Raw genomic sequence first — 25,794 nt, 5'->3', positions numbered from 1 at the left:
GCACCCGAGCTGGACGCACGCTGTAACGCCGATTAGCGCGGCGTTGCAGCAGCGGCGTGCAGGTAATCGGTTGTCAGCGACGCCATGGCCCGTACGCCGACCACCAGCGCCGACTCATCGACGAAAAATCCCGGATTATGATTTGGCGCCGCCTTCGTCATGTCCTGATCGCGCGGCGTAACCCCAAGGAACACAAACAGACCCGGCACTTCTTTGGCAAAGAAAGAGAAATCTTCAGAGCCGCTGGATAACGAGCCCTGCGCCACATCGTCCTGCGCCGCCCAGCGCAGGGTCGGCTCCATCTTTGCCGTCAAGGCGGCATTGTTGATGGTCGGATCGTATTTTTCGATGATCGTCACTTCTGCCTTGGCGCCGCCGCTCTCGGCAATTTTTTCCACCGTCTGCCGGACGTCGGCATGCAGCTTTTGGCGGATCCCGTAATCAAAGGAACGGATGGTCCCGGTCATGTCGACGGACTCAGGAATGATGTTGTAGCGGACGCCGCCGTTAATCGTGCCGATGCTGACCACCGATGGAAACGATGAAATATCGGTACGGCGGCTGACCACCGTTTGCAAGCCCACGATTGCCGCGGCGCTGACGGTAATCGGGTCGACGCCAGCCCAGGGAATTCCGGCATGCGTCTGCCTGCCAAGAATCTTGATGCGCAGATCGTCCGAACTGGCCATGGCCGGGCCGGCGCGATAGGTGATCCGGCCGGCGGGTATCCCAGCAATCACATGCAGGCCGAAAATCGCATCCGGCTTGGGTTCCTTCATCACACCTTCCTGCACCATCATTTTTGCGCCCCAGGTGTTTTTACCGTCCGCCACGAAATCGCTAGGGCCTTCTTCCGCCGGCTGGAAATAAAACACCACGGTGCCCGGCAAGCGCGCCCGCATAGTGCTCAGGATTTTGGCGGTCGTTAGTAAAATCGCGGTGTGGGTATCGTGACCGCAGGCATGCATCAGATCGACTTCCTTGCCCAGATAAAGGCCTTTGCTGCGCGAAGCGAACGGCAGATCAGCCGTTTCCTTCACCGGCAAGGCGTCCATATCTGCGCGCAAGGCAACAGTAGGGCCGGGCAATGCGCCCTTCAATACCGCCACCACGCCGGTACGCGCTACGCCAGTTCGGACTTCCAGCCCCATGGCACGTAATTGCGCCGCGACCAGTTCGCTGGTGCGTTTCTCGGCATTGCCCAGTTCCGGATGCATGTGGATATCGCGCCGCGTTTCCAGCAAGAGCGGTTCCAGCGCCTTAGCCTGTTGGGCGATTTCGGTTCTTGCCGCTGCTGCGCCTGACAAGGTGGCGGCCGGCGTCGAAGCGGCGATCGCTGCGGGAGCGCCCAAGCCGCAGATCAAGCCAAGCAGTAATTTACGTGGGATGCCCGGTAATTGCATGATGTCTAGCCTCCAGATTAATTGTGTTGATATTAAAAACACAACTATAGTGGCACGTTTTCCCCGGCCGTAGTCGTTTCACATTCAATGCGGGCAAACCCCAGCGCCTTCCTGGCAGCTACTAACTTTGTCGGCTAACCTGAACGCTTAATGCAAAACTGCTCCCGCTTGCGCCGGGAGCAGTTTTTTCAAATACCGTTCAGATTATCGAAACGGACGCGAAGTTGAGCGATTCAGCGACTCAACGAATCGGCAATTTGGTAGTGTGCTTGACCTCTTCCATCACAGCGTAGGTATGCGTCTCGCGCACGCCCTTTAGCTGCAGCAGCGATTTACCGAGAAATTCACGGTAGGCGTTCATGTCCTTGACCCGCGCCTTCACCAGATAATCGAAGCCGCCCGCCACCATGTGGCACTCCAACACTTCCGGAATGATTTGCACGCTTTGGCTGAATGCCTCGAACACTTCCGGCGTGGTGCGGTCCAGCACCACCTCAATAAACACCAGCAGCGCCACATCCAGCAACTGCGGATTGAGCTGCGCGGTGTAATGCAGGATATAGCCGGCCTCTTGCAATTTGCGCACGCGCTCCAGGCAGGCGGCGGGCGACAAGTTGACGCGGGCCGAGAGGTCGACATTGCTGATACGACCATCATTCTGCAATTCGGCCAGGATTTTCTTACTAATCTTGTCAAGCATGGGCTGTTTTCTGAAAAATTTTATTCGGTTAAATTTTCTCACCAATAACAAAATTTTGATAGCAGCCATTATTACCAGAATTAATCCATGCCGATGCCGCCTACAATCGAACATCTTAGATTTCTACCGAAATTCAAAGAACCATGTACAACAATGCCGGCAAGCAAACCGCTGCCAGGCGGCGATGTTGTAAATCCTGCAATATCCACTGCAGGCAGAATCAGCATTGCCGCCCGGCGGCGGTTAGCGTACGGCTTGCGGGCTTGTAGAGCAGCCACCAGCAGCAAATTGACACTATAAATATCCTTACCGAGACCGAGACAATCGCCATGCCGCCGCTACCGCCGTCATCCCAGCCATCCAGCAACACACCTTCCGCCACCATGTTCAGCACGCCATTTGCCGTCTTCCATCAGGAAGTCATGACCGACCCGACGCCATTGCGCGCCGCCATCACCGCTGCCTACCGGCGCGACGAAACCCTGGCCGTGCAATGGCTGCTGGCGCAGGTGCAAACCAGCGCCGGCTCGCATGTGGCCAGCCAGGCGTTGGCGCGCAAACTGGTGCAAGCGGTACGTGAAAAACGCACGCGCGCCTCCGGCGTCGACGCCTTGATGCATGAATTCTCGTTGTCGTCGGAAGAGGGCGTGGCGCTGATGTGTCTGGCGGAAGCGCTACTGCGGATTCCGGATCACCAGACTGCCGATCGCCTGATCGCAGACAAGATCAGCAAGGGCGACTGGCGCAGCCATCTGGGCGAATCGCCGTCGCTGTTCGTCAACGCCGCTACCTGGGGTTTGCTGATTACCGGCAAGCTGGTCAGCACCAGCAGCGAACGCGGGCTGGGCTCGGCGCTGACCAAGCTGATCGGCCGCGGCGGCGAGCCGCTGATCCGCAAGGGCGTCGACGTTGCCATGCGCATGCTGGGCAATCAATTCGTGACCGGCCAAACCATCGCCGAAGCGCTCAGCAACAGCCGCGACAATGAAAAGCGCGGCTACCGTTATTCCTACGATATGTTGGGCGAAGCGGCATTGACGGAAGAAGATGCGGCGTCCTATTACCGCTCCTATGAAGATGCGATCCACGCCATCGGCAAGGCGTCGGCCGGGCGCGGCATCAAACAGGGTCCGGGGATCTCGGTCAAATTGTCGGCGCTGCATCCGCGTTATTCGCGCGCGCAACGGCAACGCACCATGGAACAGTTACTGCCGCGCCTGAAGCAGTTGCTGCTGCTGGCCAAGCAATACGACATCGGCCTCAACATCGACGCCGAAGAAGCCGATCGCCTGGAATTGTCGCTGGATCTGATGGAAGCACTGGCGTTCGACGCCGATCTGGCCGGTTTCGACGGCATCGGTTTCGTGGTGCAGGGCTATCAGAAACGCTGTCCTTTCGTGATCGATTATCTGGTCGATCTGGCGCATCGCAGCGGCCGCAAGTTCATGGTGCGGCTGGTGAAAGGCGCCTATTGGGATTCCGAAATCAAGCGCGCGCAAGTCGATGGCTTGCCCGGCTTTCCGGTATATACCCGCAAGGTTTACACCGACGTCTCGTATCTGACTTGTGCGCAAAAATTGCTGGCGGCGACCGACGTTATCTATCCGCAATTCGCCACGCACAACGCCCATACCTTGGCGACCATCTACAGCTGGGCGCAAGAAAAAAACATCACCGATTACGAATTCCAATGCCTGCACGGCATGGGCGAAACCCTGTACGACCAGGTGGTCGGCAAAGAAAATCTGGACAAACCCTGCCGGATTTATGCGCCGGTCGGCTCGCATCAAACCTTGCTGGCTTACCTGGTGCGGCGCCTGCTCGAAAACGGCGCCAATTCTTCTTTCGTGAATCAGATCGTGGATGAGAGCGTTACTATCGATTCCTTGATTGCCGATCCGCTGCAAGCCGCACAGCAACTGGGTGGCGAGCCGCATCCGCAGATTGCCTTGCCACCTGCCATGTTCGGCGCGGAGCGCAAGAATTCGGCCGGCCTGGACCTGAGCAACGAAGAAGTATTGCGTCAGATCGATAGCGCTTTCAGTATTTTCGGCAAGCAGCAATGGCATGCTGCGCCATTGCTAGGTGAATCGCAGGAGTATCCCCAGGCGGCGCGCCCGGTATTGAACCCGGCTGACCAGCGCGACGTGGTCGGCAGCGTGATCGAAGCCAGTGTTGCGGATGTGGATAAAGCCTTGCATGCCGCCAGCGCCTACGCCATGGATTGGCAAACCTTGCCACCGGCGGAACGCGCCGACAGATTGGATCGCACCGCAGAATTATTCGAATTCCATCAACTGGAATTGATTGCCCTGGCAATCCGCGAGGCAGGAAAATCGCTGCCCAACGCCATCGCCGAAGTGCGCGAGGCGGTCGACTTCTTGCGCTATTACTCGGCACAAGTCCGGCATACGCAAAATGCGCTGGCGCTGGGGCCGGTGGTATGTATCAGTCCGTGGAATTTCCCGCTGGCGATTTTCGTCGGCGAAGTCAGCGCTGCGCTGGCAGCCGGCAATGTGGTATTGGCCAAACCGGCCGAACAGACGCCGCTGATCGCATTCCGTGCAGTGCAACTGATGCATGAGGCCGGCGTGCCGCATGCAGCCCTGCAGTTCCTGCCGGGCCAGGGCGACACCGTCGGCGCCACGCTGACCGCCGATGCGCGCGTCAAGGGCGTGATTTTTACCGGCTCGACCGAGGTCGCGCAAATCATCAATCGCACCCTGGCCAAACGCTCGCTGACAGAGTCGGTCGACTTGCCGCTGATCGCCGAAACCGGCGGCCAGAACGCCTTGATCGTCGACTCCAGCGCATTGCCGGAGCAGGTGGTGCAGGACGTGCTGAATTCCGCCTTCGACAGCGCCGGCCAACGTTGTTCCGCGCTGCGCGTATTGTGTCTGCAAAATGACATCGCCGATCGCACCCTGCATATGCTGAAAGGCGCCATGCAGGAGCTGCGGATCGGCAATCCGGATCGTCTCACTACCGATATCGGGCCGGTGATTGACGCCGAGGCGCAGGGGCAGTTGCTGGCGCATATCGAAAAGATGCGCAGCACGGCAAAAGACGTCTACCAGTTGCCGCTGCCGGCGGAACAAAGCAACGGTACTTTCGTGGCGCCTACGCTGATCGAAATCGGCTCCATGTCGGAGTTGAAGCGCGAAGTGTTCGGCCCGGTATTGCATGTGCTGCGTTATGCGCGCAATGATCTGCCGCAATTGATCGATGCTATCAACGGCAGCGGTTATGGCCTGACTCTGGGCATCCATTCGCGCATCGACGAAACCATCGATTTCATCGTCGCTCACGCGCATGTCGGCAATATCTACGTCAATCGTAATATCGTCGGTGCGGTGGTTGGCGTGCAACCGTTCGGCGGCGAAGGAAAATCCGGCACCGGACCGAAAGCCGGCGGACCTTTGTATCTGAAACGTTTGCAACGCAATCCGGCGATTTCGCTAGGCGCGCACACGATTCACGCGCCGAATGCCGACGCCAGGATAGCTACGCCGGTGCTGCAAGCCTTGTTGAGCTGGGCTCGGACCCACGGTCATCAACAGATAGCTGCGCTGGGCGAGGAATACATGCACGCCAGCTGGCTTGGTACGTCGCTGGTGCTGCCGGGTCCTACCGGAGAGCGCAATAGCCTGTCGTTCGCACCGCGCGGGGCAATTCTTTGCAGCGCCGATAGCGTCGCCGCCATGCTGAATCAATTGGCGGCGGTTTTTGCCACCGGCAATCTACCGGTAGTCGAAGCGGAGTCGGCGGCAATGATTCCGGAAGGTTTGCCACGTGAAGTGCGGGCCGCGATCCGGGTGGTCGACCAGCTAGCTAGCGACGACCACGCCATGCGTCTGCAACTGGCTCTGGTCGACAACGCAGGCACTGCGCGCTTGCGTCTTGCACTGACCGCGCTCGGAGAGCAAGGCGGAGCGCTGGTGCCCTTGCTGGAAACTTCGGAATACGCTTCGATTCCGTTGTGGCGCCTGCTGGCCGAACGCGCTGTTTGCGTCAATACTACCGCCGCCGGCGGCAACGCCAGCCTGATGACCTTGCAGGCTTAAACAGGCAGCTGTTTGCTGGAAATAAAAAGGCTGGCTGAACTTGGGTTCAGCCAGCCTTTTTGCTGGGCGACGATTCTTTGTCAGCCGCGCCGGTCGCCTCGACTACTTTCTTTCAACCACTCATTTGTGGTCCTCTTCCTTCTTTGGGGGATGGATATTGCCGCGATTATCGTGTGCCTGCTCGTGATTTTCCTGAGGCGGCCGCGGCTGCTGGACCTGAGGTTGAGGCTGTGGTCGTGGCTGCACTTGCGGTTGAGGCTGAGGTTGAGGCTGTGGTCGCGGCTGCATTTGCGGTTGTGGCTGAGGTTGAGGCTGTGGCCGTGGTTGCATTTGCGGTTGTGGCTGTGGTTGAGGCTGTGGTCGCGGTTGCATTTGCGGTTGTGGCTGAGGCTGCGGCCGTGGCTCCTGGTGGTTGAAAACCTGAGGAGCAGGATTAACCGCCGGCCGGTTCATTTCCTGATGCGGTTGCTGACCGCCGTTAGCCCTGTTCTGGAACTGTTCTTGCGCCCGGTTCTGAACATTTTGCGGCTGCGGTACAGGCTGCGGTCTTGCCATCTCCGGAGCAGCAGGATGGTTTATGTTGGGCCTTTGCGCATTGCCACCGAAGAAAGGATGCTGATTCAGGTTCGCAGGCTTTTCCGCTTCCAGATTCCTAGGCGGAGCGGGGTGCCGATTCTGTGCGTTTTGCTGTAACTGATTCGGCATCGGCCTTGCATTCTGCCCTGGCTGGCCGACAGTGGGATGTCCCGGTTCGCCGGCTTGCGGCTGGTTGGGAGCCGGCCGGATAAATCCCGGACGCGCCAATTGATTGAGGTTCGGCGCAACGCCGCCGTTTGCCTGCGGCGGGATCTTGCCGAAATTGGGTCGGGTCATATTGTTGAAATCCGGCTGCGCATGGTTCGGCCGCGGATTGCCGGCAGGCGGCGTTGGATTCTGGTTCGCGGGCTGCTGCGCAAGATTTGCCTGCGCAGCGACATTCGGCCGGAGTGCATTGAAATTGGCCGGGGGGCTGCCCGGTTGGGCAGGGCCCCCAACGTTGGCCGGAGCGGGATTGCTGCCAGGACCGCCAAAATTATTGCGGGTGTTGTTATTGTTGCTGTTATTGTTATTAATCACCGTGCCGTTGTTGGTGTTGTTGGTTACGCGATTGACGATCGTCGTGGAGTTCGACACATAGGTGTTGTTGTTATACACAACTGCAGGCCGGTGCCAACCGTGATCACGGTCACGATCGCCATCACCACGCCGGTCGCCATCGCGATCGCCGCCCCAATGCACACCCCAGGAATTCCAGCCCCAGTCGTGATGATGACTGTATACCTCGCCGACCACTACACCCAGGCCGAATGTGATCACGCCGGCGGTCACTATGTCGCTAGGTGGGTAATAAACAGGGGGTGGTTCGTAGGAATAGCCGGGATAAACCGGCAGCGGCTGGCCATAGACCACGCCGGGATCGTAGGCCGGTACATACACCACGTCCGGTTCGGCCGGTTCGATCACGATGGTTTCCGGCGGCGGCGGAATCATTTCCGGCCCAGCGTAGACCAGCGGTTCGTCGGGCGGCGGCGCATAGTAGGCAGGCGGCTCCTGCTGCACCCGCGGCCTTACGGCGACGCGCAGCTGCCGGTTATTTTTCAGATTACCGCTGCTGGCGGCGCGCTGACGCATCACCTGGATCGCATTCATTACGTCGGTAGGATCATTGACATAGGCGTCGCCCAGCGCTGCGGTCCAGGGGATATTGTGCGCCATCTGATCCAGCACGCTAGGAAACTGCGTCAAGCCTTTGACGCTGACGTCCCATGGTTGCTGATTGGCTGCGTCCTGCAACTGGCTGCCTTTCAGATTCTTGTTTTGCGCCAGCCAGTTGTCGGCGGCGCTCACCTGGTCAGGATAGCTGGATGCGGCCAGTACTTGTGCCACCAGTTTGTCGGGAAACAGGGCGATCGGGCCGACCAGTTGATACAGTTGATCTGCCGTTGGCGGTACATAAGCCGGAGTTGCTTGTGCTTGCGGCGCCTGGGGGGCGGCTACTGCTTGCGTGGCGTCAAATTTTTTATCGCATCCAGCCAGCGGCAGCAGTGCTACGCAGGCGCTAAGCGTCAGGGTCAGCGGGGTTTTTATGTTTAGCATTTTTTGCTCCAGACAACGTGGAATGACTATAGCTACAAGCTAGCACGGGCGAATTGTCTGCGTAACAATGGGTTACAAACTCTTGCATGTCTCACACAATACGAACGACTGGGCCGGATTTGCCAAGGTAGTCTTCAATTAACGTCTCATCATCCGGTATCGATGACATACTATTTCTTACCAGCTATATTATTTCCGGAACAGAACAGTTCGCCGTAAGCGCGGCCCCCTCACAAAAAAAACTATGACTACATCTACATTTCGTCCGGCGCGGCTGTTGTTATGGTCGGTTGCGGCGCTGATTGGCTTGATTGCCTTGTGTACGGCATTACTGCTGACATTTGACTGGAACCGCGCTAAACCGTGGCTCAATCAGCGTGTCAGCGAAGCGGCCGGACGCCCCTTTGCGATTCGCGGCGATCTGACCTTGACCTGGCAGAAGTCGCAAACTGACCAGGATAGCTGGCGCCGTTGGGTGCCTTGGCCGCGTCTTAGCGCCAAGGATATCGTGCTCGACAATCCCGAGTGGGCTAAAACCGGGCCCCACATGGCGGAAATCGGCCAGCTAACGTTTTCACTTAGTCCTCTGCCGCTGTTGGCCAAGCACATCGTATTGCCCTCGCTGGAACTGGAAGCGCCGAACATTGCTTTGGAACGCAAGCCGGATGGCGACAACAACTGGACTTTCAAATCCAGTGGGCCATCCGCCTGGCAGCTGGAGCTGAAAAAACTGGTGCTGGCGAAAGGCACGGTGAGATTGTTGGATCCTGTCAACAAGATCGATATCAAGGCAGATATCGATAGCTTGCCGGCCATGACTGTGGAAGGTTACGGCATCGGCTGGAAAGTCAGCGGCGCGTTTAACCGGGCCGCCGTCAGCGGCGAAGGCAAAGCCGGCGCGGTGCTATCGCTGCAGAATTCGAGCACGCCATACCCTCTGCAAGCCAATGTCCATATCGGCAAAACCGCGATTGCGATACAGGGAACCCTGACCAAGCCGAGCGACCTGGCGGCGCTCGACCTGCGCCTGAAATTGTCCGGCGCCAGCATGTCGAACCTGTACCCACTGACCGGCATCGTGCTGCCGGCGACGCCGCCGTTTGCTACTGAAGGACGGCTGATCGGCAAGATCAACCGTGCCGGCGGCGACTGGACTTACGATAAATTCAGCGGCCGTGTCGGTTCCAGCGATTTGTCCGGCACGCTGGAATATATAGCGCAGAAGCCGCGGCCGTTGTTGAAAGGCACGCTGCTGTCCAACCAGCTCAAGCTGCAGGATCTGGCGCCATTGATCGGCGCCGACTCGAACGCTAGCAAGGCTAATCGTGGCGACGGTGTGGCCCAGCCCGGCAATAAGGTATTGCCGATCGAGCAGTTCGATACTGCGCGCTGGGGCAGCATCGATGCCGACGTCAAATTCACCGGCCGCAAAATCATCCGTGACAAAGATCTGCCTATCCAGGATCTGGTCGCGGATCTGCACCTGAAGGACAGCGTGCTGTCATTGACGCCGCTGAACTTCGGGGTGGCGGGTGGCAATCTGATTTCCAACCTCAAGCTCGACGGCAGCAACAAGCTGATCAAGGCTGAAATGAAAATTTCGGCGCGCCATCTGAAAATCAAGCAGTTGTTTCCGACGCTGGAATCGGCCCAGGCCAGCCTGGGCGAGGTGAACGGCGATGCTTCGTTATCCGCGGTCGGCAATTCGGTCGCCAGCTTGCTGGGTAGCTCGAACGGTGAACTTAAGATGCTGATCAACCAGGGCTCCATCAGCAAATTCGTGCTGGAGGCGGCCGGCTTGAATCTTGGCAATGTGTTGATTTCCAAGCTGTTCGGCGACAAACAGGTCAAGCTGAATTGCCTGGCCAGCGATTTTGCCGTGACCAACGGCGTCATGGATACCCGCAGCTTCGTGATGGATACCGACGATGCGATCATCAATGTTCAAGGGCAAGTCAACCTGGCTCAGGAAGCGCTGGCGCTCACTATTAGGCCTAGGACCAAGGGCTTGCGGATTTTCTCGCTGAGATCGCCGCTGTACGTCACCGGCAGCTTCAAGAATCCCGACGTCGGGGTCGACAAGGGTGTGCTGGCGTTAAAGGCTGGCGGCGCGATTGCGCTCGGCGTGCTGGCGCCGGTGGCGGCTGTGCTGCCGTTGATTAACATCAGTCCGGCGCAGCAAAGCGATTGCGCCGGTTTGCTGGCAGATGCCAGACAAAAACCGGTGGCGCCGCCGCCCGGCAGGACCTTGCGGCAAAAGAAAGCGCACTAAGCCGCCACACTAAGCCGCTTTCAGGCGGCTTAGTGTGGCGGCTGCGTGCGCCGTAGTCCGGACGGCAAATTTCAATCCAAGCCGTCAAACGCCGCATCATCCGGGCCGACATGGTGTGGCGAGCGCCAGCTGACATCGCGCATCGAATGCTGCACCTGGTTCTCCACGCCCAGCAAAGTGGCAAAGATCGCCATTCTTACCGGTATACCGTTATCGGTCTGGCGGAAAATCGCCAGGCGCGGATCGTGGTTGAGATCCGTGCTCAGATCGTTAGCCCCGGGCCGGCCGTCGCGCGGCAGCGGGTGCATGACGACGGTGTCGGCGCCGCAGGTGGCGTCGATCAGCGCCTGGTTGATCTGGAAATCCGGGGTGTAACCTTCTATTGCTTCATCGGCAAAACGTTCTTTCTGGATCCGCGTGGCGTACACGATGTCGGCTCCTTTCAATCCCTGCGCCAGCGAAGTCGATTGCTCCACCACGTGGCCGCCGCGGGCGATGCGTTCCAGGATATGGGCGGGCATCTCCAAGGTGGGCGGCGCGATCAGGGTAAACCTGAGGCCGCGATACAAAGCCAGCAACTTGATCAGCGAATGCACGGTGCGGCCGTACCTGAGGTCGCCCACCATGACGATATGGGCGCCGTCGATCAGCTTCCCCAAACGTGAAAACTCGCGCTGTATGGTGTACAGGTCGAGAATCGCCTGGCTCGGGTGTTCGCCCGGGCCGTCGCCGCCGTTAATCACTGGAATATTCGTGGCGCGGGCAAATTCATCGACCGCCCCTTGTTCCGGATGCCTGACCACCAGTGCGTCGACATAACCGCTGATGACGCGGCTGGTGTCATAAATCGACTCGCCTTTGGTCATCGAGGAGAAGGTAAAGCCGGTGGTATCGCAAACAGACCCACCCAGCCGGCAAAAAGCCGCGCCAAAGCTGATACGCGTGCGCGTGCTGGCTTCAAAGAACAAATTGGCTAGTACCGCACCCTCAAGGATGCGCGAGACCTTCTGGCGCCTCGCTATGGGCTGCATGATGTCTGTCACACGGAACAGCTGTTCCAGCGAATCGCGTGAAAACTGGTCGACCGATAACAGTTGAGGCTTGCCGTTATAGGAAATCTGCTCACGAAGCGGGCCAGTCGTCTTATTTATATATACGCTCTGCGTTAAGGCAGTCTGGCCCAGTTCTCCATCCAGAATCTCGCTGACAAATTTGCTGACGATGTCTGGCATGACACGAAATTCGCCCGATGTTTCCGGTAGCAACCAAGTGTCCAAGGCGCGCTTTCGAACACCGATGCGGCTGGAAAAATTATCTCTGGTCAGGTTCAAACGACGCATGGCGTCGCGTAGAAAAGTCTGTTGATCGCTCATTTGCATCCTTTTGCATCCCTTTTATATACGCTTTGCGTACATTAAAGCTTTGGATTTCGCCTGTCCAGATTTTTCTTTGCATTGCTACTGCCCGTTATTTAAGCAGAAGAAAAAATTTTCAAAAAAACGTCCTGGGAGCTTCAAAAACCTCCGTAAACAGACAGAATTTTCGATTTTGTGGATAAAGCTGTGGATATCCTGTTTTTTCATTGTGGATATCTAAGATGGTTTTCCACAGCCGTGTTTTTATCCAAGAATTATTCTTCCGCGATACACCGATTACTCAAGCTTTATCCAAGCCGCAAGTGCTTGAATGAATGGTCAAATTTCTAGTTATCCACAGAAAAGCAGGTCGTTAACTACTACTACTATTTATATATATAAATCTTTAAATACAAAACCGAAAAGCTTTTTCTTTTGAAGTTGCTTTGAAAAAATAATTAAGAAAAAGAAGTAAAAAAACAATTTTTCAAAAAAAATCGCGTTTTTTTTAAAGCTCTTTTTAGGGAAGTTGAAAAAAGACATCTACGTAAAAAGTAGAAAAGAAGGAAATGCGGAAAAGGGGTTGTGGATAAGTCCGTGGATAACTAGTGGAATCCATTGTGAATAAATAAGTTGAAAAACCACACCTCAATTTTTATCCAAGAAATGTTCTTTTCAGATACAAGGTTTACTCAGCATTTATCCAAGTTATAAGTGCTTGAATGAATAGTCAAATTTAGAGTTATCCACAGAAAAACAGGTGGTTAACTACTACTACTATTTATATATATAAATCTTTAAATACAAAGCTGAAGAAGCCAGTTTTCCAAAAAAGCGGGGATTTCTCCCTAAAAAATGCTTTTAAAGCACTAATTACTCCAAATTGTTTTCAATATTGCAAAAATTGCAGCGATAACTGGTTCGTCTTTACGTTTATCCAGGGTGATAAACGAAAGTTCGGTGGATAAATTGACCGTATCGGAAATTACCAAACCGTGAGCATGCGCTTCACGTAGTGCAATTGACTCACGCACCAAAGACAGGCCGACTCCGGATTTCACCAGATCCAGCATCGATGGTTCTTGATCAACCAAAGCAACTTTGTTTGGCGTAACTTTGTATTGAGCAAAAGTTTTGCTGAGTAAACGATGGTGGGCGGATTCGGGAGGGGTCCAGATCCATGGCAGTTTTGCCAAAGCTGGCCAGTCCTTTCCAGAAACCCGACTTTTCCAGCCTGACGGCGCAAGCACACAGTAAGTAAATTGTGTCAGTGTGAGCCGATGGAAATTTTTGTCTGGCGTACCGAGGTAGTAACCGACATCGAGATGCCCTGATTTGATCTGCCGCAGTACATTACCAGACATGCTGTGCTGCAACTGTGTAGAAAGTTGGGGATAACTTTCTACCAGACGCTGGAGAAAGGCGCCTAGCCGAATGAATTCAGGATCGAGAATGGTGCCGATTGCGAGTTTTCCACTCACGATTTCTGCGCTTTTTGAATGCAGGCTTTCTGCTTGCTGGCGTAAGTCTGCGACGGCGGCGATTGTACGTTCAGCAAATGGCAGCAATTTGACGCCATCGTCGGTCAACGCCATTCCGCTGGGGATGCGTGTGAATAATTGCAGATTCAAACTGCTCTGCAAGGATTTGATTTGCAGGCTGACAGCCGGTTGCGTGACATGCAGTAATTCTGCGGCGCGGGTCAGATTTCCTTCTCTGGCGACCGTGACGAAGGCGCGAAGTTGGGTAATATCCATGTGCTTAATTTTTAACCAGAATGATTTGATTATTAGGATTGCTTATATTGATATTGATCATAACTCATTGGATTGTTGGTAAAGCTAGCGATATTCTGGCAAAACGCTAACCCAACTCGGTTTCAACAAAAGGAATCCTTATGACTACGGCATCAAGCTCAACTCCGCTCATTCAACATTACATCAACGGCAAAGTGGTCGAATCCAGCAGCGGCCGGCTGCAAGATGTGTTCAATCCGGCGACCGGTGCGGTTTCTGCCAGGGTTGTCTTGGCGAGTGTTGATGAAGTTAACGCCGCTGTCGCGGCGGCGTCGGCAGCAGCGCCGGCATGGGCAGACACTGCGCCGCTGAAGCGGGCGCGGGTAATGTTCAGGTTCAAGGAATTGATGGAGCAGCATCACGATGCGCTGGCAGTGGCAATTACGCGTGAGCATGGCAAGGTCTTTTCGGACGCCAAGGGAGAAGTGACACGCGGCCTGGAAATCGTCGAGTTTGCTTGCGGCATTCCACATCTGTTGAAGACGCAATTTACCGACAATATCGGTGGCGGCATCGATAACTGGAATCTGCGTCAGCCGCTGGGTGTTACCGCCGGCATCACACCTTTCAATTTTCCGGTGATGGTGCCGTTGTGGATGGCGCCGATGGCGATCGCGACCGGCAATACTTTTATCCTCAAGCCTTCTGAACGCGATCCCTCGCCGTCATTGATGATGGCGGATTTATTGCACAAAGCAGGTTTGCCGGACGGCGTATTTAATGTGGTGCAGGGCGATAAGCTGGCGGTCGATACACTATTGCAGCATCCGGATGTGAAAGCGGTTTCGTTCGTCGGATCGACCCCCATCGCAGAATATATTTACCAGGAAGGCGCCAAGCGCAAAGGGGCTTACCCACTCAGGGTGCAAGCGCTGGGCGGTGCGAAAAATCATCTGGTGGTGATGCCGGATGCGGATCTTGAGCAGGCGGTCGATGCCTTGATGGGCGCGGCTTACGGTTCAGCCGGAGAGCGCTGCATGGCGATATCGGTGGCCGTCGCGGTTGGTAATGTTGCCGACAAATTGATAGCAGTTTTGATTCCGCGCGTGAAGGCGCTGAAGATTAAAAACGGCATGGAGGCCGATGCCGAAATGGGGCCGGTCGTCAGTGCTGCGCACAAGGATAAGATTGAAACTTATATCGAAGGCGGAGTTGCTGCCGGAGCCAGGTTGCTGGTCGATGGCCGTGGCTTGAAAGTTGCCGGTCTTGAGCAAGGATTTTTCCTTGGCGGGTCGCTGTTTGATCAGGTTACGCCAGAGATGAAAATTTATAAGGAAGAGATATTCGGACCGGTTCTCTGCATCGTCCGGGTACCCGATTTTGCTGCTGCCGTAAATCTGATCAATGGCCATGAATTCGGTAATGGCGTATCGCTGTTTACCTCCGACGGCAATACGGCGCGCGAGTTTTCACGCCGGGTCGAGGTCGGCATGGTTGGTATCAATGTGCCGATTCCGGTACCGATGGCATGGCATTCTTTTGGCGGCTGGAAGCGCTCTTTGTTTGGCGATACGCATGCTTATGGAGAAGAGGGATTGCGGTTTTATACGCGTTATAAATCGATCATGCAACGGTGGTCGCAGACGATTTCAAAAGGTGCGGAGTTCACCATGCCGGTCGCGAAATAAATGGTGTAAATAATTATTTATAAAAATAGTATAAATAATATTTAAGTTCTATAGAGATCTCGTTCTGTGATGCTTGTGTTGTTGAGCAGCACAGAACGATATCTCGAAAATATATTCGTAAGCCAACTTGTAAAACAGATCTTCACAAGACCAATAAAACAGAAAGAGACGCATGGAATCAGCAGGTAAATACGACTACATCATCATCGGCGCAGGAACCGCCGGCTGCGTGTTGGCGAATCGTCTGACACAGGATAGTTCGGTGAAAGTATTACTGATTGAAGCGGGTGCAAAAGACGATTACATCTGGATCCACATCCCTGTCGGCTATCTGTATTGCATCAACAATCCTCGCACCGACTGGATGTATCGGACCGAGCCTGACGTCGGTTTGAATGGGCGCAGTTTGATTTATCCGCGCGGCAAGGTGCTGGGCGGAAGTTCATCGATCAACGGCATGATTTACATGCGCGGCCAGGCCCGTGATTATGATCAGTGGGCACAATTGACCGGCGATCCGGCATGGCGCTGGGAACAGGTGCTGCCGCTGTTCAAAAAAAGCGAGGATCACTATAACGGCGCCAATGAATTTCACGGCGCCGGCGGTGAATGGCGGGTTGAAAAGCAGCGGTTGTCCTGGAAAATTCTGGATGCATTCAGAGATGCTGCAGCCGAGGTCGGAATCCCCAAGGTTGACGATTTTAATCGTGGCGACAATGAAGGTTCCGGCTATTTTGACGTCAACCAGAAACGCGGCATTCGCTGGAATGCGGCCAAGGCATTCTTGCGTTCGGCCAGCGGTCGCGGCAACCTGACGATCATGACCGGTTGCCAGGTAGAACGCCTGGTGCTGGAGCGCAGCGAGCAGGGCCTGGTGTGTAAAGGCGTTGAATTTTTTGGCGGCGGCAAACAGTGGAATGCCGAGGCTAGCCGAGAAACCTTATTAAGTGCCGGCGCTGTCGGCTCGCCGCAGATTCTGCAATTGTCCGGCATCGGTCCGGCGTCACTGTTGCAGCAGCATCAGATCCAGGTGATGCAAGATACGCCAGGCGTCGGCGAGAATCTGCAAGACCATTTGCAAATCAGGATGGCGTTTAAGGTCAGCGGCGTCAAAACCCTGAACACCATGAGCAACAGCTGGTTGGGCAAGGCCAGGATCGGCATGGAATATCTGCTGAGGCAAAGTGGCCCGATGTCGATGGCGCCTTCGCAGCTGGGGGCGTTTGCCAAGTCCGACGCCAGCCAAGCCACGGCCAATCTGGAATACCATGTGCAACCCTTATCGCTGGAAAAATTCGGCGATCCTTTGCATGCTTTTCCAGCGTTTACCGCCAGCGTCTGCAATCTGCGGCCAAGCTCGCGCGGCCATGTGCGGATTGCCTCCGGCGTCGCTGAGGGGGCGCCAAAAATCACTTTGAATTATTTGGATACCGAGGAAGACCGCAAAGTCGCGGCGGCTTCGCTGCTATTGACCCGCAAGATCGTCGCTGCACCGGCGCTGCAAAAATATTCTCCCGCAGAATTCAAGCCTGGTTTGCACTACCGGACCGAGGAGGAATTGATCAAGGCCGCCGGCGAGATCGGCACCACGATTTTTCATCCGGTAGGGACTTGCAAGATGGGCCGTGACGACGATCCGATGGCGGTGGTGGATAGCCAGCTCAGGGTGAAAGGTGTTGCGGGGCTGCGTGTGGTTGACGCGTCCGTGATGCCGACCATCACCTCCGGCAATACTAATTCGCCGACCTTGATGATTGCGGAAATGGCTGCAAAATTCATCAAGGAAGGCAGAAAGTAAGCGGACAGTAAGAAGAAATCAGCAGAATCGGAAGCGTGAACTTAAGTATTGTTCAATATATCTTGTGGGACATGGTAAATTTTCCACAAAGTTTCCCCAAAGATTTTGTATAGTATTTCTACGTATTGCTCCATCGGAGCGGCAACGAGTAGTATCCATAAAAAAATATAAGGCTGATAAGGTGATTGCAATATCATCTATGAGCCGGGATGTTCCGATAAAGCAACATCAATAGGAGACCAGATGACCGACATCATCTTGGAGACAAAAAACCTGACCAAGGAGTTCAGGGGGTTTACGGCCGTCAATGGCGTTAATCTGCAAGTCGAGCGTGGCCATATCCACGCATTGATCGGTCCCAACGGGGCAGGCAAGACGACTTGCTTCAATCTACTGACTAAATTCCTGGTGCCGACTTCCGGCCAGATTCTGTTCAACGGCCGTGACATCACCACTGAAGCGCCGGCGCAGATTGCACGTCAGGGCATCATCCGTTCCTTCCAGATTTCCGCCGTCTTTCCGCACTTGAGCGTGATGGAGAACGTGCGCATAGGATTGCAGCGCAAATTGGGGACTTCCTACCATTTCTGGAAAAGCGGCAAGTCGCTGGCGCAATTGAACCAGCGTGCGATGGAGTTGCTGGCGGAAGTCGATCTCACCGAATTTGCCGATACCCTGACCGTCGATTTGCCCTACGGCCGCAAGCGCGCCTTGGAAATTGCCACCACCTTGGGCATGGAGCCGGAACTGATGCTGCTCGATGAACCTACCCAGGGCATGGGACACGAAGATGTCGATCGGGTTACGGCGCTGATCAAGAAGGTGTCAGCCGGCCGCACCATTCTGATGGTGGAACACAATATGAATGTGGTGTCAGGCATTTGCGATAAGATCAGCGTGCTGCAACGCGGTGCGATGCTGGCTGAAGGCCGCTACGAAGAAGTCTCGAAGAATCCTTTGGTAATGGAAGCCTATATGGGCACCACTACCGAGGTACTGGCAGGAGCGCATTGATGTCTGCAGTCCAATCCCCATCCACAAGTGCTGGCGCCGCCGATAGCGGCACGGCGGCGCTGAATATCGAAAATCTGCAAGCCTGGTATGGCGAATCGCATATTCTGCATAACGTCAATCTGAGCGTGCACAAGGGCGAAGTGGTGACGCTGCTGGGCCGCAACGGCGCTGGCCGTACCACTACCATGCGCGCCATCATGGGCTTGACCGGCGCCCGCAAGGGGTCGATCAAGATCGGCGGCGTTGAGACGATTGCTCTGCCGACCCACAAGATTGCGCATCACGGCGTTGGTTACTGCCCGGAAGAGCGCGGTATTTTTTCTTCCTTGTCGACCGAAGAAAATCTGCTGTTGCCGCCGTCGTTGTCGACTACCGAAAAAGGCATGTCAGTCGAAGAAATCTACGACATGTTCCCCAACCTGAAAGAACGCAGGAACAGCCAGGGTACACGTTTGTCCGGCGGTGAACAGCAGATGCTGGCGGTTGCGCGCATCTTGCGCACCGGCGCGCGGCTGCTGCTGCTCGATGAGATATCCGAAGGCTTGGCGCCGGTGATCGTGCAGACGCTGGCGCGCATGATAACTACCTTGAAAGCCAAGGGTTACACCATCGTTATGGTGGAACAGAATTTCCGTTTTGCTGCGCCCTTGGCAGATCGTTTTTACGTGATGGAACACGGACAGATTGTCGAGTCGTTTGCGTCGTCGCAGCTGGAGCAGAAGATGCCGGTGTTGAATGCGTTGTTGGGCGTATAGGTAAGAGGCAGGCGGGTCTAGGGGCATACGTAATACAGTTCGGCAGTTCCGCAATTCCAAGATAACGGGTCGTTTAATAAATGGAGAAGACAATGAATATCAAGTTAAAGACTTTGGCAGTGGCGGTGAGCAGCACTATCGCTTTCGGTTTTGCTGCGCCGGTTTCGGCGCAGATTTCCGGAGACGTCATCAAGATCGGATTCATCACCGATATGTCGAGCGTCTACTCTGATATCGACGGCCCCGGCGGCGCTGAGGCAATCAAAATGGCGATTGCCGATATGGGCGGCAGCATCAACGGCAAGAAAATCGAGCTGGTGGTGGCCGACCATCAGAACAAGGCTGACATCGCATCGAGCAAGGCGCGGGAATGGTTTGACCAGCAAGGACTGGACGTGCTGATCGGCGGCACCAACTCCGGCACCGCGCTGGCGATGGCAAAGATAGCAGCTGAAAAGAAGAAGCCGTTCATCGAAATCGGCGCCGGCAGCACCCGCCTGACCAATGAAGAATGCACGCCTTACACCGTGCACTATGCTTACGATACCTACGCTTTGGCGCATGGCACCGGTTCCGCGGTGGTCAAGCAGGGCGGCAAAAGCTGGTACTTCCTGACTGCCGATTATGCCTTCGGCGCTTCGCTGGAAAAAGATACGACTGCGGTGGTGAAAGCTTCCGGCGGCACCGTATTGGGCGCGGTCAAGCATCCGCTGAACGCCTCCGATTTTTCTTCCTTCATGCTGCAGGCGCAATCGTCCAAAGCGCAAATCATCGGTCTGGCGAATGCCGGTGGCGACCTGATCAATTCGGTCAAGGCTGCCAACGAATTCGGTGTCACCAAGAACGCTAAGCTGGCCGGCCTGCTGGTGTTCATCAACGATGTTCATTCGCTGACGCTGAAACAAACACAAGGCATGTACCTGACCGATAGCTGGTATTGGGATCAGAACGACGAATCGCGCAAATGGGCGAAGCGTTATTTCGAGAAAATGAAGAAAGAACCATCCAGTTTGCAAGCCGCAGATTACTCTTCGGCGCTGCAATACCTGACTGCCGTCAAGGCCGCCGGCACAGATGACGGCGACAAGGTGATGGCGCAGCTGCGCAAGGCCAAGTTCAACGACATGTACGCCAAGAACGGTTATCTGCGTGCAGACGGCCGGGTGGTCCATGACATGACGCTGTACCAGGTCAAGACGCCGGCCGAATCGAAATATCCTTGGGACTATCTGAACAAGATCCAGACCATCCCTGGCGAACAAGCTTTCACCACCAAAGCCGAGAGCAAGTGCGCATTGTGGAAATAACGGTGCGTTGATTTGCCGAATTTCTGAGCGTACCGAACGGTACTTGAGTCGTCGTTGAGTACGCGGTCTGAAGATATGCCCGGCGTCTCATGCGCGTGTACATCCTGTAGCGGATGTGCGCGCCATTGCGCTGTTTGATAGTTGTTCACTCGCATGAGTGATTTTTTGATGATATTGCCATGGAAATATTCGGCATTCCCTTCCAAGCCTTGATGAGCCAGTTGTTGCTGGGGCTGGTCAACGGTTCGTTTTACGCCATGCTGTCGCTCGGCCTGGCGGTGATCTTCGGCCTGCTCAACGTGATCAATTTTGCCCACGGCGCGCTGTACATGATGGGTGCCTTCCTGGCCTGGATCGGGCTGACTTATTTCAATCTGAATTACTGGGTGATGCTGATCCTGGCGCCATTGCTGGTGGGCCTGTTCGGCATCATCATCGAGAGGACCATGCTGCGCTGGCTGTACAAGCTGGATCATCTCTACGGCTTGCTGCTGACCTTCGGCATCACCTTGATGGTGGAGGGTATCTTCCGCTCTTTCTACGGCGTCTCCGGCCAGCCGTTTTCCGTTCCCGATCTGTTGAGCGGCGCCACCGATCTCGGTTTCATGGTGCTGCCGAACTATCGGGCCTGGGTGGTGCTGGCGTCGCTGGCGGTGTGTTTTGCGACCTGGTTCGTGATTGAAAAGACCAAGCTGGGCGCTTATCTGCGCGCCGGTACCGAGAATCCAAAGCTGGTCGAAGCCTTCGGCGTCAATGTGCCGCTGATGGTGACTCTGACCTACGGCTTCGGCGTCGCTTTGGCGGCCTTTGCCGGGGTGCTGGCGGCGCCGGTGATCCAGGTCTCGCCACTGATGGGTTCGAACCTGATTATCGTCGTATTCGCGGTTGTGGTGATCGGCGGCATGGGCTCCATCATGGGTTCTATCGTAACCGGCCTGGCGTTGGGTGTGATTGAAGGATTGACCCGCGTGTTTTATCCGGAGGCGTCGGCTACGGTGGTGTTTATCGTGATGGCGATTGTGCTGATGATCCGGCCAGCTGGCCTGTTCGGTAAAGAGAAATGAGCGGAGCAGCGATATGTCTATGAATAAAACCATGAATAAAAAAATTGGTTACGGCTTGCTGTTAGTCGCCGCGCTGGCGGCGCCGTTCGGCATCTATCCGGTGTTCTTGATGAAGATCATCTGCTTCGCGCTGTTTGCTTGCGCCTTCAATCTGCTGATCGGATTTACCGGTTTGTTGTCGTTTGGACATGCTGCGTTTTTTGGCGGAGCGGGTTACGTGGCTGGGTATGCCTTGCAGACCTTGGGCTTGCCAACGGAACTGGGGCTGATTGCGGGAACTGCTGCAGGGGCGCTGATTGGCTTGGTGATGGGCAGTCTGGCAATCAGGCGGCAGGGGATTTATTTCACCATGATCACTTTGGCCCTGGCGCAGATGCTGTATTTCGTTTGCTTGCAGATGCACTTCACGGGTGGCGAGGATGGTTTGCAAGGCGTACCGCGCGGGCATTTGCTTGGCTTCATCGATCTCGGCAACGACCTGACTTTGTACTACGTGGTGCTGGCGATTGCGGTGGCTGGCTTTGCACTGATCGTGCGTACCGTGAATTCTCCTTTCGGCCAGGTGTTGAAAGCGATCAAGGAAAATGAGCCGCGCGCCATTTCACTGGGCTATGACGTCAGTCGTTACAAGCTGCTGGCCTTCGTTCTGTCGGCGGCGTTGTCGGGCCTGGCGGGCTCTACCAAGACGCTGGTGCTGGGTTTTGAAACGCTGACCGATGTCCACTGGACCATGTCCGGGCTGGTGGTGCTGATGACCTTGGTGGGTGGTTTGGGCACCATTGTCGGGCCGATTGTCGGTGCGGCGATCATCATCATGCTGGAAAACAAGTTGGGAGATATCGGCAACTGGCTGGCAGCGGTTACTCATATCGACTGGTTTAACGGTTTGGGAGAATCGGTAACTATCGTCACGGGCTTTATCTTCATCGTTTGCGTGCTGGCGTTCCGGCGCGGGATTGTCGGTGAGATCTCAGCTTTGCTTAAGCGCTCTTCCGGCACTGGCTGACGTAGTCCTGCCGGATGGATAAAAGCCCGTACCCAGCTTGGCTGGTACGGGCTTTTTGTTTGGATGCCGGGTTTTGATTTGATCTGCCTAAATAATAAGCAGTGCATTCGTTCTATTCAGCTAATGGAATTACTTGGATGGCTATGACTAAATAACATAGCCACTCAATATGCTGCCCCAGGCTTAGGCACGTAAAATTGCGTGTTTTCAATGCTTTCCGGCTATATCCAGCCCCGGTTACTTTCAACCTTCGTTTGTCCTCAATCCCGATATCATGCCCGAGTTATTCCCCGATTTTCCTATTTTGGCCATTGCCAGTTTCCTTGCCGGTTTGATTGACGCGGTAGTCGGAGGAGGGGGCTTGATCCAGATTCCCGCCTTGTTTGCGATGTTGCCGAATAGCGCGCCAGCGACCATCTTCGGTACTAACAAACTGGCAGGGATATTCGGCACCAGCGCCGCTGCGGTTAATTTTGCCAAGCGAGTCAAGCTGGCATGGAGTGCAGCGCTGCCCGCTGCAGGAGCGGCATTTCTGTTTGCCTTCCTGGGTGCATATACCGTAACCCACATTCCAACCGATGCGATTCGCAAATCGCTGCCATTCATTTTGCTGGCAGTCGCCATATATACGGTGAAGAAGAAGGATTTCGGCAGTATCCATGCTCCTCTGCATACCGGCTCGAAAGAGAAGCTATTCGCGATATTGATCGGTGGTGGCATTGGGTTTTATGACGGTGTTTTTGGCCCAGGTACAGGTAGCTTCCTGATTTTCCTGTTTGTAAGATTTTTTGGCTTCGATTTCCTGGCGGCGTCTGCTGTATCCAAGGTCATCAATGTCGCGACCAATCTGGCTGCCTTGCTTTGGTTTGGATATAGCGGGCATATCATCTGGCAGCTGGGATTGATAATGGCTATCTGTAATGTGGCCGGTTCGTTGGTCGGCACCCGCTTGGCGCTCAAGCATGGCAGTGGTTTTGTGCGAAAACTGTTTTTACTGGTGGTATCCGTACTGATCTTGAAAACTGGTTACGACGCCTTCCTTAAATAGATACTCAAACTTAATCAGCAGTGACTTAACAGCGGCGATTGTTTCACGTGAAACAATCGCCGCTGTTGTTTTCAAGGTTTTGGAAATTCGATTTTGCAATGTTTCACGTGGAACAATCGCGATACCGTGAGCTAGTGTTGTGTTTCGTGAATGGGGGAGCCGCAGAAGTGCTGATTCTTTGTGCCAGGCTAGGCGCAAACCGGAGTGATAGCGGGACTATCGCGAGGATTTGCAACGACGCATGGCGCAAAGAAGCAGTGCTTATGTGGTTTCATCATTTGCGAAGCACAACACTAAGGGTGTAAGCGGTAGCTGCATGCTTTATAATCACGCCTCAGCCCACCGTTTTTCATCGTCTCTAAGAGGCGCACTATGCTTTTTCCTACACATTTTGACGTAATCGTCGTCGGCGGCGGTCATGCCGGCACCGAAGCTGCACTGGCATCTGCCCGCATGGGCCAAAAGACTTTATTGTTGACGCACAATATCGAGACCTTGGGCCAGATGTCGTGTAATCCTTCAATTGGTGGGATAGGCAAGGGCCACCTGGTAAAAGAGGTCGATGCAATGGGTGGCGCGATGGCAATTGCCACCGACGAAGCCGGTATCCAGTTTCGTATCCTGAATTCATCAAAAGGTCCGGCAGTCCGTGCAACGCGCGCGCAAGCCGACCGCATCTTGTACAAGCAAGCGATTCGCTCCCGTCTGGAAAACCAGGAAAACCTTTGGTTGTTCCAGCAAGCCGTGGACGATCTGCTGGTAGAGGGCGATCGGGTGGTTGGCGCGGTGACGCAAGTTGGCATTCAGTTCCGCAGCAGGGCAGTGGTGCTGACGGCCGGTACCTTCCTGGACGGTAAGATCCACGTCGGCCTGAATAATTATTCCGCTGGCCGCGCCGGCGATCCACCGGCGATCTCTCTGTCGGCGCGCCTGAAAGAACTGAAGCTGCCGCAAGGACGCCTGAAGACTGGCACGCCACCGCGTATCGACGGCCGTACCATCGATTTTTCGGTGATGCAGGAGCAGCCGGGCGATCTCGATCCGGTGCCGGTATTTTCGGTGATGGGCAATACTGCGATGCATCCGGCGCAACTGCCATGCTGGATTACCCATACCAATCTGCAAACGCATGACATCATCCGTGCCGGGCTCGATCGCAGCCCGATGTATACCGGCGTCATCGAAGGGGTGGGGCCGCGTTACTGCCCATCGATCGAAGACAAGATTCATCGCTTTGCAGGTAAGGATTCGCACCAGATATTCCTGGAGCCGGAAGGCCTGACCACCAACGAGTTTTACCCCAATGGTATTTCGACAAGCTTGCCGTTCGATGTGCAGCTGGCCCTGGTACATTCGATGCGCGGTCTGGAGAACGCCCACATCCTGCGCCCTGGTTATGCCATCGAATACGATTACTTCGACCCGCGTGGTTTGAAGGCTTCGCTCGAAACCAAGTTGATCCAGGGCTTGTACTTTGCCGGCCAGATAAATGGCACCACCGGTTACGAAGAGGCCGCTGCGCAAGGCATGCTGGCCGGCTTGAACGCCGCCCTGCAAACGCAGGAGCGCGACGCCTGGACTCCGCGCCGTGACGAAGCTTACCTTGGCGTACTGGTCGACGACCTGATTACCCAAGGCGTGCAAGAGCCTTACCGCATGTTTACCAGCCGTGCCGAATATCGCCTCAGCCTGCGCGAAGACAATGCCGATTTGCGCCTGACCGAGATCGGCCGCCAGCTAGGCTGTGTCGGCGACGCCCAATGGGCGCAGTTCGAGAAAAAGCGCGAAGCGGTAGCGATCGAAATGGAGCGCCTGCGCTCGACCTGGGTTAATCCTCGCATCGTGGCCGAAGCCGAGGCTGAGCGTTTGCTTGGCAAAGCCATCGAACGCGAATATTCCCTGGCCGATCTGTTGCGCCGGCCAAATGTTTCTTATGATCAATTGATGACCCTCAAGGGGCTAGATGATCAGGACTTGGGTGGTCCTGGTGTGCAGGACGACACGGTCAAGGAGCAAGTCGAGATCCAGGTCAAATATGCGGGATATATCGATCGTCAGGCGAAGGAAGTAGAGCGCCATGAGCATAATGAAAACCTGAAGCTGCCGGCCGATCTGGACTACATGGAAGTGCAAGCCCTGTCGATCGAGGTACGCCAGAAGCTGAACCAGCACCGGCCGGAAACCTTCGGCCAGGCTTCGCGCATTTCCGGCGTCACGCCGGCTGCATTGTCGCTGCTGCTGGTGCACCTGAAAAAGGGTGGCATGAAGCGCCTGAATGCCGACGACCAGGCGGCCTGATAAAAAGCTGCATTGCATGAAAAACAACGACCGCCCAGGTAATTGCCGGGATAATCAAGGAGTGGCAGCATGAGTTCAACGCAGACCGCGTCGCTGGAAGCGAGCCTGCAGCAGGGTGCACAAACATTAGGCATTACGCTGGATCAGCAG

At 55.3% G+C, this 25,794-nt stretch carries 15 protein-coding genes and 1 pseudogene; 11 read left to right on the top strand and 5 right to left on the bottom strand.

Annotated features, from left to right (window positions below; genetic code table 11):
* Positions 1 to 32: 32 nt before the first annotated feature.
* Positions 33 to 1,403, bottom strand: coding sequence for an amidohydrolase (locus VNZ60_RS17945; RefSeq protein ID WP_325661511.1), 1,371 nt, complete (start codon positions 1,401 to 1,403; stop codon positions 33 to 35).
* A 241-nt stretch (positions 1,404 to 1,644) separates the two neighbouring features.
* A complete protein-coding gene (locus VNZ60_RS17940) occupies positions 1,645 to 2,103 on the bottom strand; it encodes an Lrp/AsnC ligand binding domain-containing protein (protein WP_014008389.1) in 459 nt (152 codons plus the stop codon).
* Positions 2,104 to 2,486: 383 nt separating this feature from the next.
* Between VNZ60_RS17940 and putA the strand changes: the two genes are divergently transcribed.
* Complete coding sequence (gene putA, locus VNZ60_RS17935) at positions 2,487 to 6,167, top strand: trifunctional transcriptional regulator/proline dehydrogenase/L-glutamate gamma-semialdehyde dehydrogenase (protein WP_414648893.1); 3,681 nt, start codon at positions 2,487 to 2,489, stop codon at positions 6,165 to 6,167.
* A gap of 120 nt (positions 6,168 to 6,287) precedes the next feature.
* Here the strand turns inward: putA and VNZ60_RS17930 are convergent, their stop codons facing one another.
* On the bottom strand, positions 6,288 to 8,303 hold the full coding sequence (locus tag VNZ60_RS17930) for a DUF3300 domain-containing protein (protein ID WP_325661506.1): 2,016 nt from the start codon (positions 8,301 to 8,303) through the stop codon (positions 6,288 to 6,290).
* A 244-nt stretch (positions 8,304 to 8,547) separates the two neighbouring features.
* Here VNZ60_RS17930 and VNZ60_RS17925 point away from each other — a divergent pair, with 244 nt between their 5' ends.
* Positions 8,548 to 10,575, top strand: a complete 2,028-nt coding sequence (locus VNZ60_RS17925; protein WP_325661504.1) for an AsmA family protein — start codon at positions 8,548 to 8,550, stop codon at positions 10,573 to 10,575.
* A 71-nt stretch (positions 10,576 to 10,646) separates the two neighbouring features.
* On the opposite strand, the pseudogene VNZ60_RS17920 reads toward VNZ60_RS17925, so the two are convergent.
* Positions 10,647 to 11,948: pseudogene (locus VNZ60_RS17920) on the bottom strand (aspartate carbamoyltransferase); the annotation flags it as partial.
* 851 nt (positions 11,949 to 12,799) lie between these two features.
* A complete protein-coding gene (locus tag VNZ60_RS17915) occupies positions 12,800 to 13,687 on the bottom strand; it encodes a LysR family transcriptional regulator (RefSeq protein WP_325661500.1) in 888 nt (295 codons plus the stop codon).
* A 140-nt stretch (positions 13,688 to 13,827) separates the two neighbouring features.
* Between VNZ60_RS17915 and VNZ60_RS17910 the strand changes: the two genes are divergently transcribed.
* From VNZ60_RS17910 to mnmG, 9 genes are all read left to right on the top strand, one after another.
* Positions 13,828 to 15,354 (top strand): CoA-acylating methylmalonate-semialdehyde dehydrogenase, encoded by a 1,527-nt coding sequence (locus VNZ60_RS17910; protein WP_325661498.1) that lies wholly within the window; start codon positions 13,828 to 13,830, stop codon positions 15,352 to 15,354.
* A 172-nt stretch (positions 15,355 to 15,526) separates the two neighbouring features.
* Complete coding sequence (locus tag VNZ60_RS17905; RefSeq protein ID WP_325661496.1) at positions 15,527 to 17,152, top strand: GMC family oxidoreductase; 1,626 nt, start codon at positions 15,527 to 15,529, stop codon at positions 17,150 to 17,152.
* Between the two features lie 243 nt (positions 17,153 to 17,395).
* The gene (locus VNZ60_RS17900) at positions 17,396 to 18,166 is read left to right on the top strand and encodes an ABC transporter ATP-binding protein (protein ID WP_325661494.1); all 771 of its coding nucleotides are present in this window, start codon (positions 17,396 to 17,398) and stop codon (positions 18,164 to 18,166) included.
* Positions 18,166 to 18,921, top strand: coding sequence for an ABC transporter ATP-binding protein (locus VNZ60_RS17895; RefSeq protein ID WP_325661492.1), 756 nt, complete (start codon positions 18,166 to 18,168; stop codon positions 18,919 to 18,921). Before VNZ60_RS17900 ends, VNZ60_RS17895 begins: the two co-directional genes overlap by 1 nt.
* Before the next feature lie 98 nt (positions 18,922 to 19,019).
* Positions 19,020 to 20,228, top strand: coding sequence for an ABC transporter substrate-binding protein (locus VNZ60_RS17890; protein ID WP_325661596.1), 1,209 nt, complete (start codon positions 19,020 to 19,022; stop codon positions 20,226 to 20,228).
* A 179-nt stretch (positions 20,229 to 20,407) separates the two neighbouring features.
* Positions 20,408 to 21,292, top strand: a complete 885-nt coding sequence (locus tag VNZ60_RS17885; RefSeq protein ID WP_325661490.1) for a branched-chain amino acid ABC transporter permease — start codon at positions 20,408 to 20,410, stop codon at positions 21,290 to 21,292.
* Positions 21,293 to 21,323: 31 nt separating this feature from the next.
* The gene (locus VNZ60_RS17880) at positions 21,324 to 22,298 is read left to right on the top strand and encodes a branched-chain amino acid ABC transporter permease (protein WP_325661488.1); all 975 of its coding nucleotides are present in this window, start codon (positions 21,324 to 21,326) and stop codon (positions 22,296 to 22,298) included.
* A gap of 274 nt (positions 22,299 to 22,572) precedes the next feature.
* Positions 22,573 to 23,346, top strand: a complete 774-nt coding sequence (locus VNZ60_RS17875) for a sulfite exporter TauE/SafE family protein (RefSeq protein WP_325661486.1) — start codon at positions 22,573 to 22,575, stop codon at positions 23,344 to 23,346.
* 372 nt (positions 23,347 to 23,718) lie between these two features.
* On the top strand, positions 23,719 to 25,644 hold the full coding sequence (gene mnmG / locus VNZ60_RS17870) for a tRNA uridine-5-carboxymethylaminomethyl(34) synthesis enzyme MnmG (protein ID WP_325661484.1): 1,926 nt from the start codon (positions 23,719 to 23,721) through the stop codon (positions 25,642 to 25,644).
* The last annotated feature ends 150 nt before the right edge of the window (positions 25,645 to 25,794 follow it).

It is taken from the genome of Collimonas sp. (genome assembly GCF_035566375.1).
Classification (GTDB): Bacteria; Pseudomonadota; Gammaproteobacteria; order Burkholderiales; family Burkholderiaceae_D; genus Collimonas.
Note: the sequence above shows the minus strand (reverse complement) of the source record. Positions and strands in the feature narration are given on the sequence as shown.

Bases quoted from the DNA above. Each gene is read 5' to 3' on its own strand.
- VNZ60_RS17945 (WP_325661511.1), bottom strand. From the start codon at position 1,403: ATGCAATTACCGGGCATCCCACGTAAATTACTGCTTGGCTTGATCTGC.
- VNZ60_RS17940 (WP_014008389.1), bottom strand. From the start codon at position 2,103: ATGCTTGACAAGATTAGTAAGAAAATCCTGGCCGAATTGCAGAATGAT.
- putA (WP_414648893.1), top strand. From the start codon at position 2,487: ATGTTCAGCACGCCATTTGCCGTCTTCCATCAGGAAGTCATGACCGAC.
- VNZ60_RS17930 (WP_325661506.1), bottom strand. From the start codon at position 8,303: ATGCTAAACATAAAAACCCCGCTGACCCTGACGCTTAGCGCCTGCGTA.
- VNZ60_RS17925 (WP_325661504.1), top strand. From the start codon at position 8,548: ATGACTACATCTACATTTCGTCCGGCGCGGCTGTTGTTATGGTCGGTT.
- VNZ60_RS17915 (WP_325661500.1), bottom strand. From the start codon at position 13,687: ATGGATATTACCCAACTTCGCGCCTTCGTCACGGTCGCCAGAGAAGGA.
- VNZ60_RS17910 (WP_325661498.1), top strand. From the start codon at position 13,828: ATGACTACGGCATCAAGCTCAACTCCGCTCATTCAACATTACATCAAC.
- VNZ60_RS17905 (WP_325661496.1), top strand. From the start codon at position 15,527: ATGGAATCAGCAGGTAAATACGACTACATCATCATCGGCGCAGGAACC.
- VNZ60_RS17900 (WP_325661494.1), top strand. From the start codon at position 17,396: ATGACCGACATCATCTTGGAGACAAAAAACCTGACCAAGGAGTTCAGG.
- VNZ60_RS17895 (WP_325661492.1), top strand. From the start codon at position 18,166: ATGTCTGCAGTCCAATCCCCATCCACAAGTGCTGGCGCCGCCGATAGC.
- VNZ60_RS17885 (WP_325661490.1), top strand. From the start codon at position 20,408: ATGGAAATATTCGGCATTCCCTTCCAAGCCTTGATGAGCCAGTTGTTG.
- VNZ60_RS17880 (WP_325661488.1), top strand. From the start codon at position 21,324: ATGAATAAAAAAATTGGTTACGGCTTGCTGTTAGTCGCCGCGCTGGCG.
- VNZ60_RS17875 (WP_325661486.1), top strand. From the start codon at position 22,573: ATGCCCGAGTTATTCCCCGATTTTCCTATTTTGGCCATTGCCAGTTTC.
- mnmG (WP_325661484.1), top strand. From the start codon at position 23,719: ATGCTTTTTCCTACACATTTTGACGTAATCGTCGTCGGCGGCGGTCAT.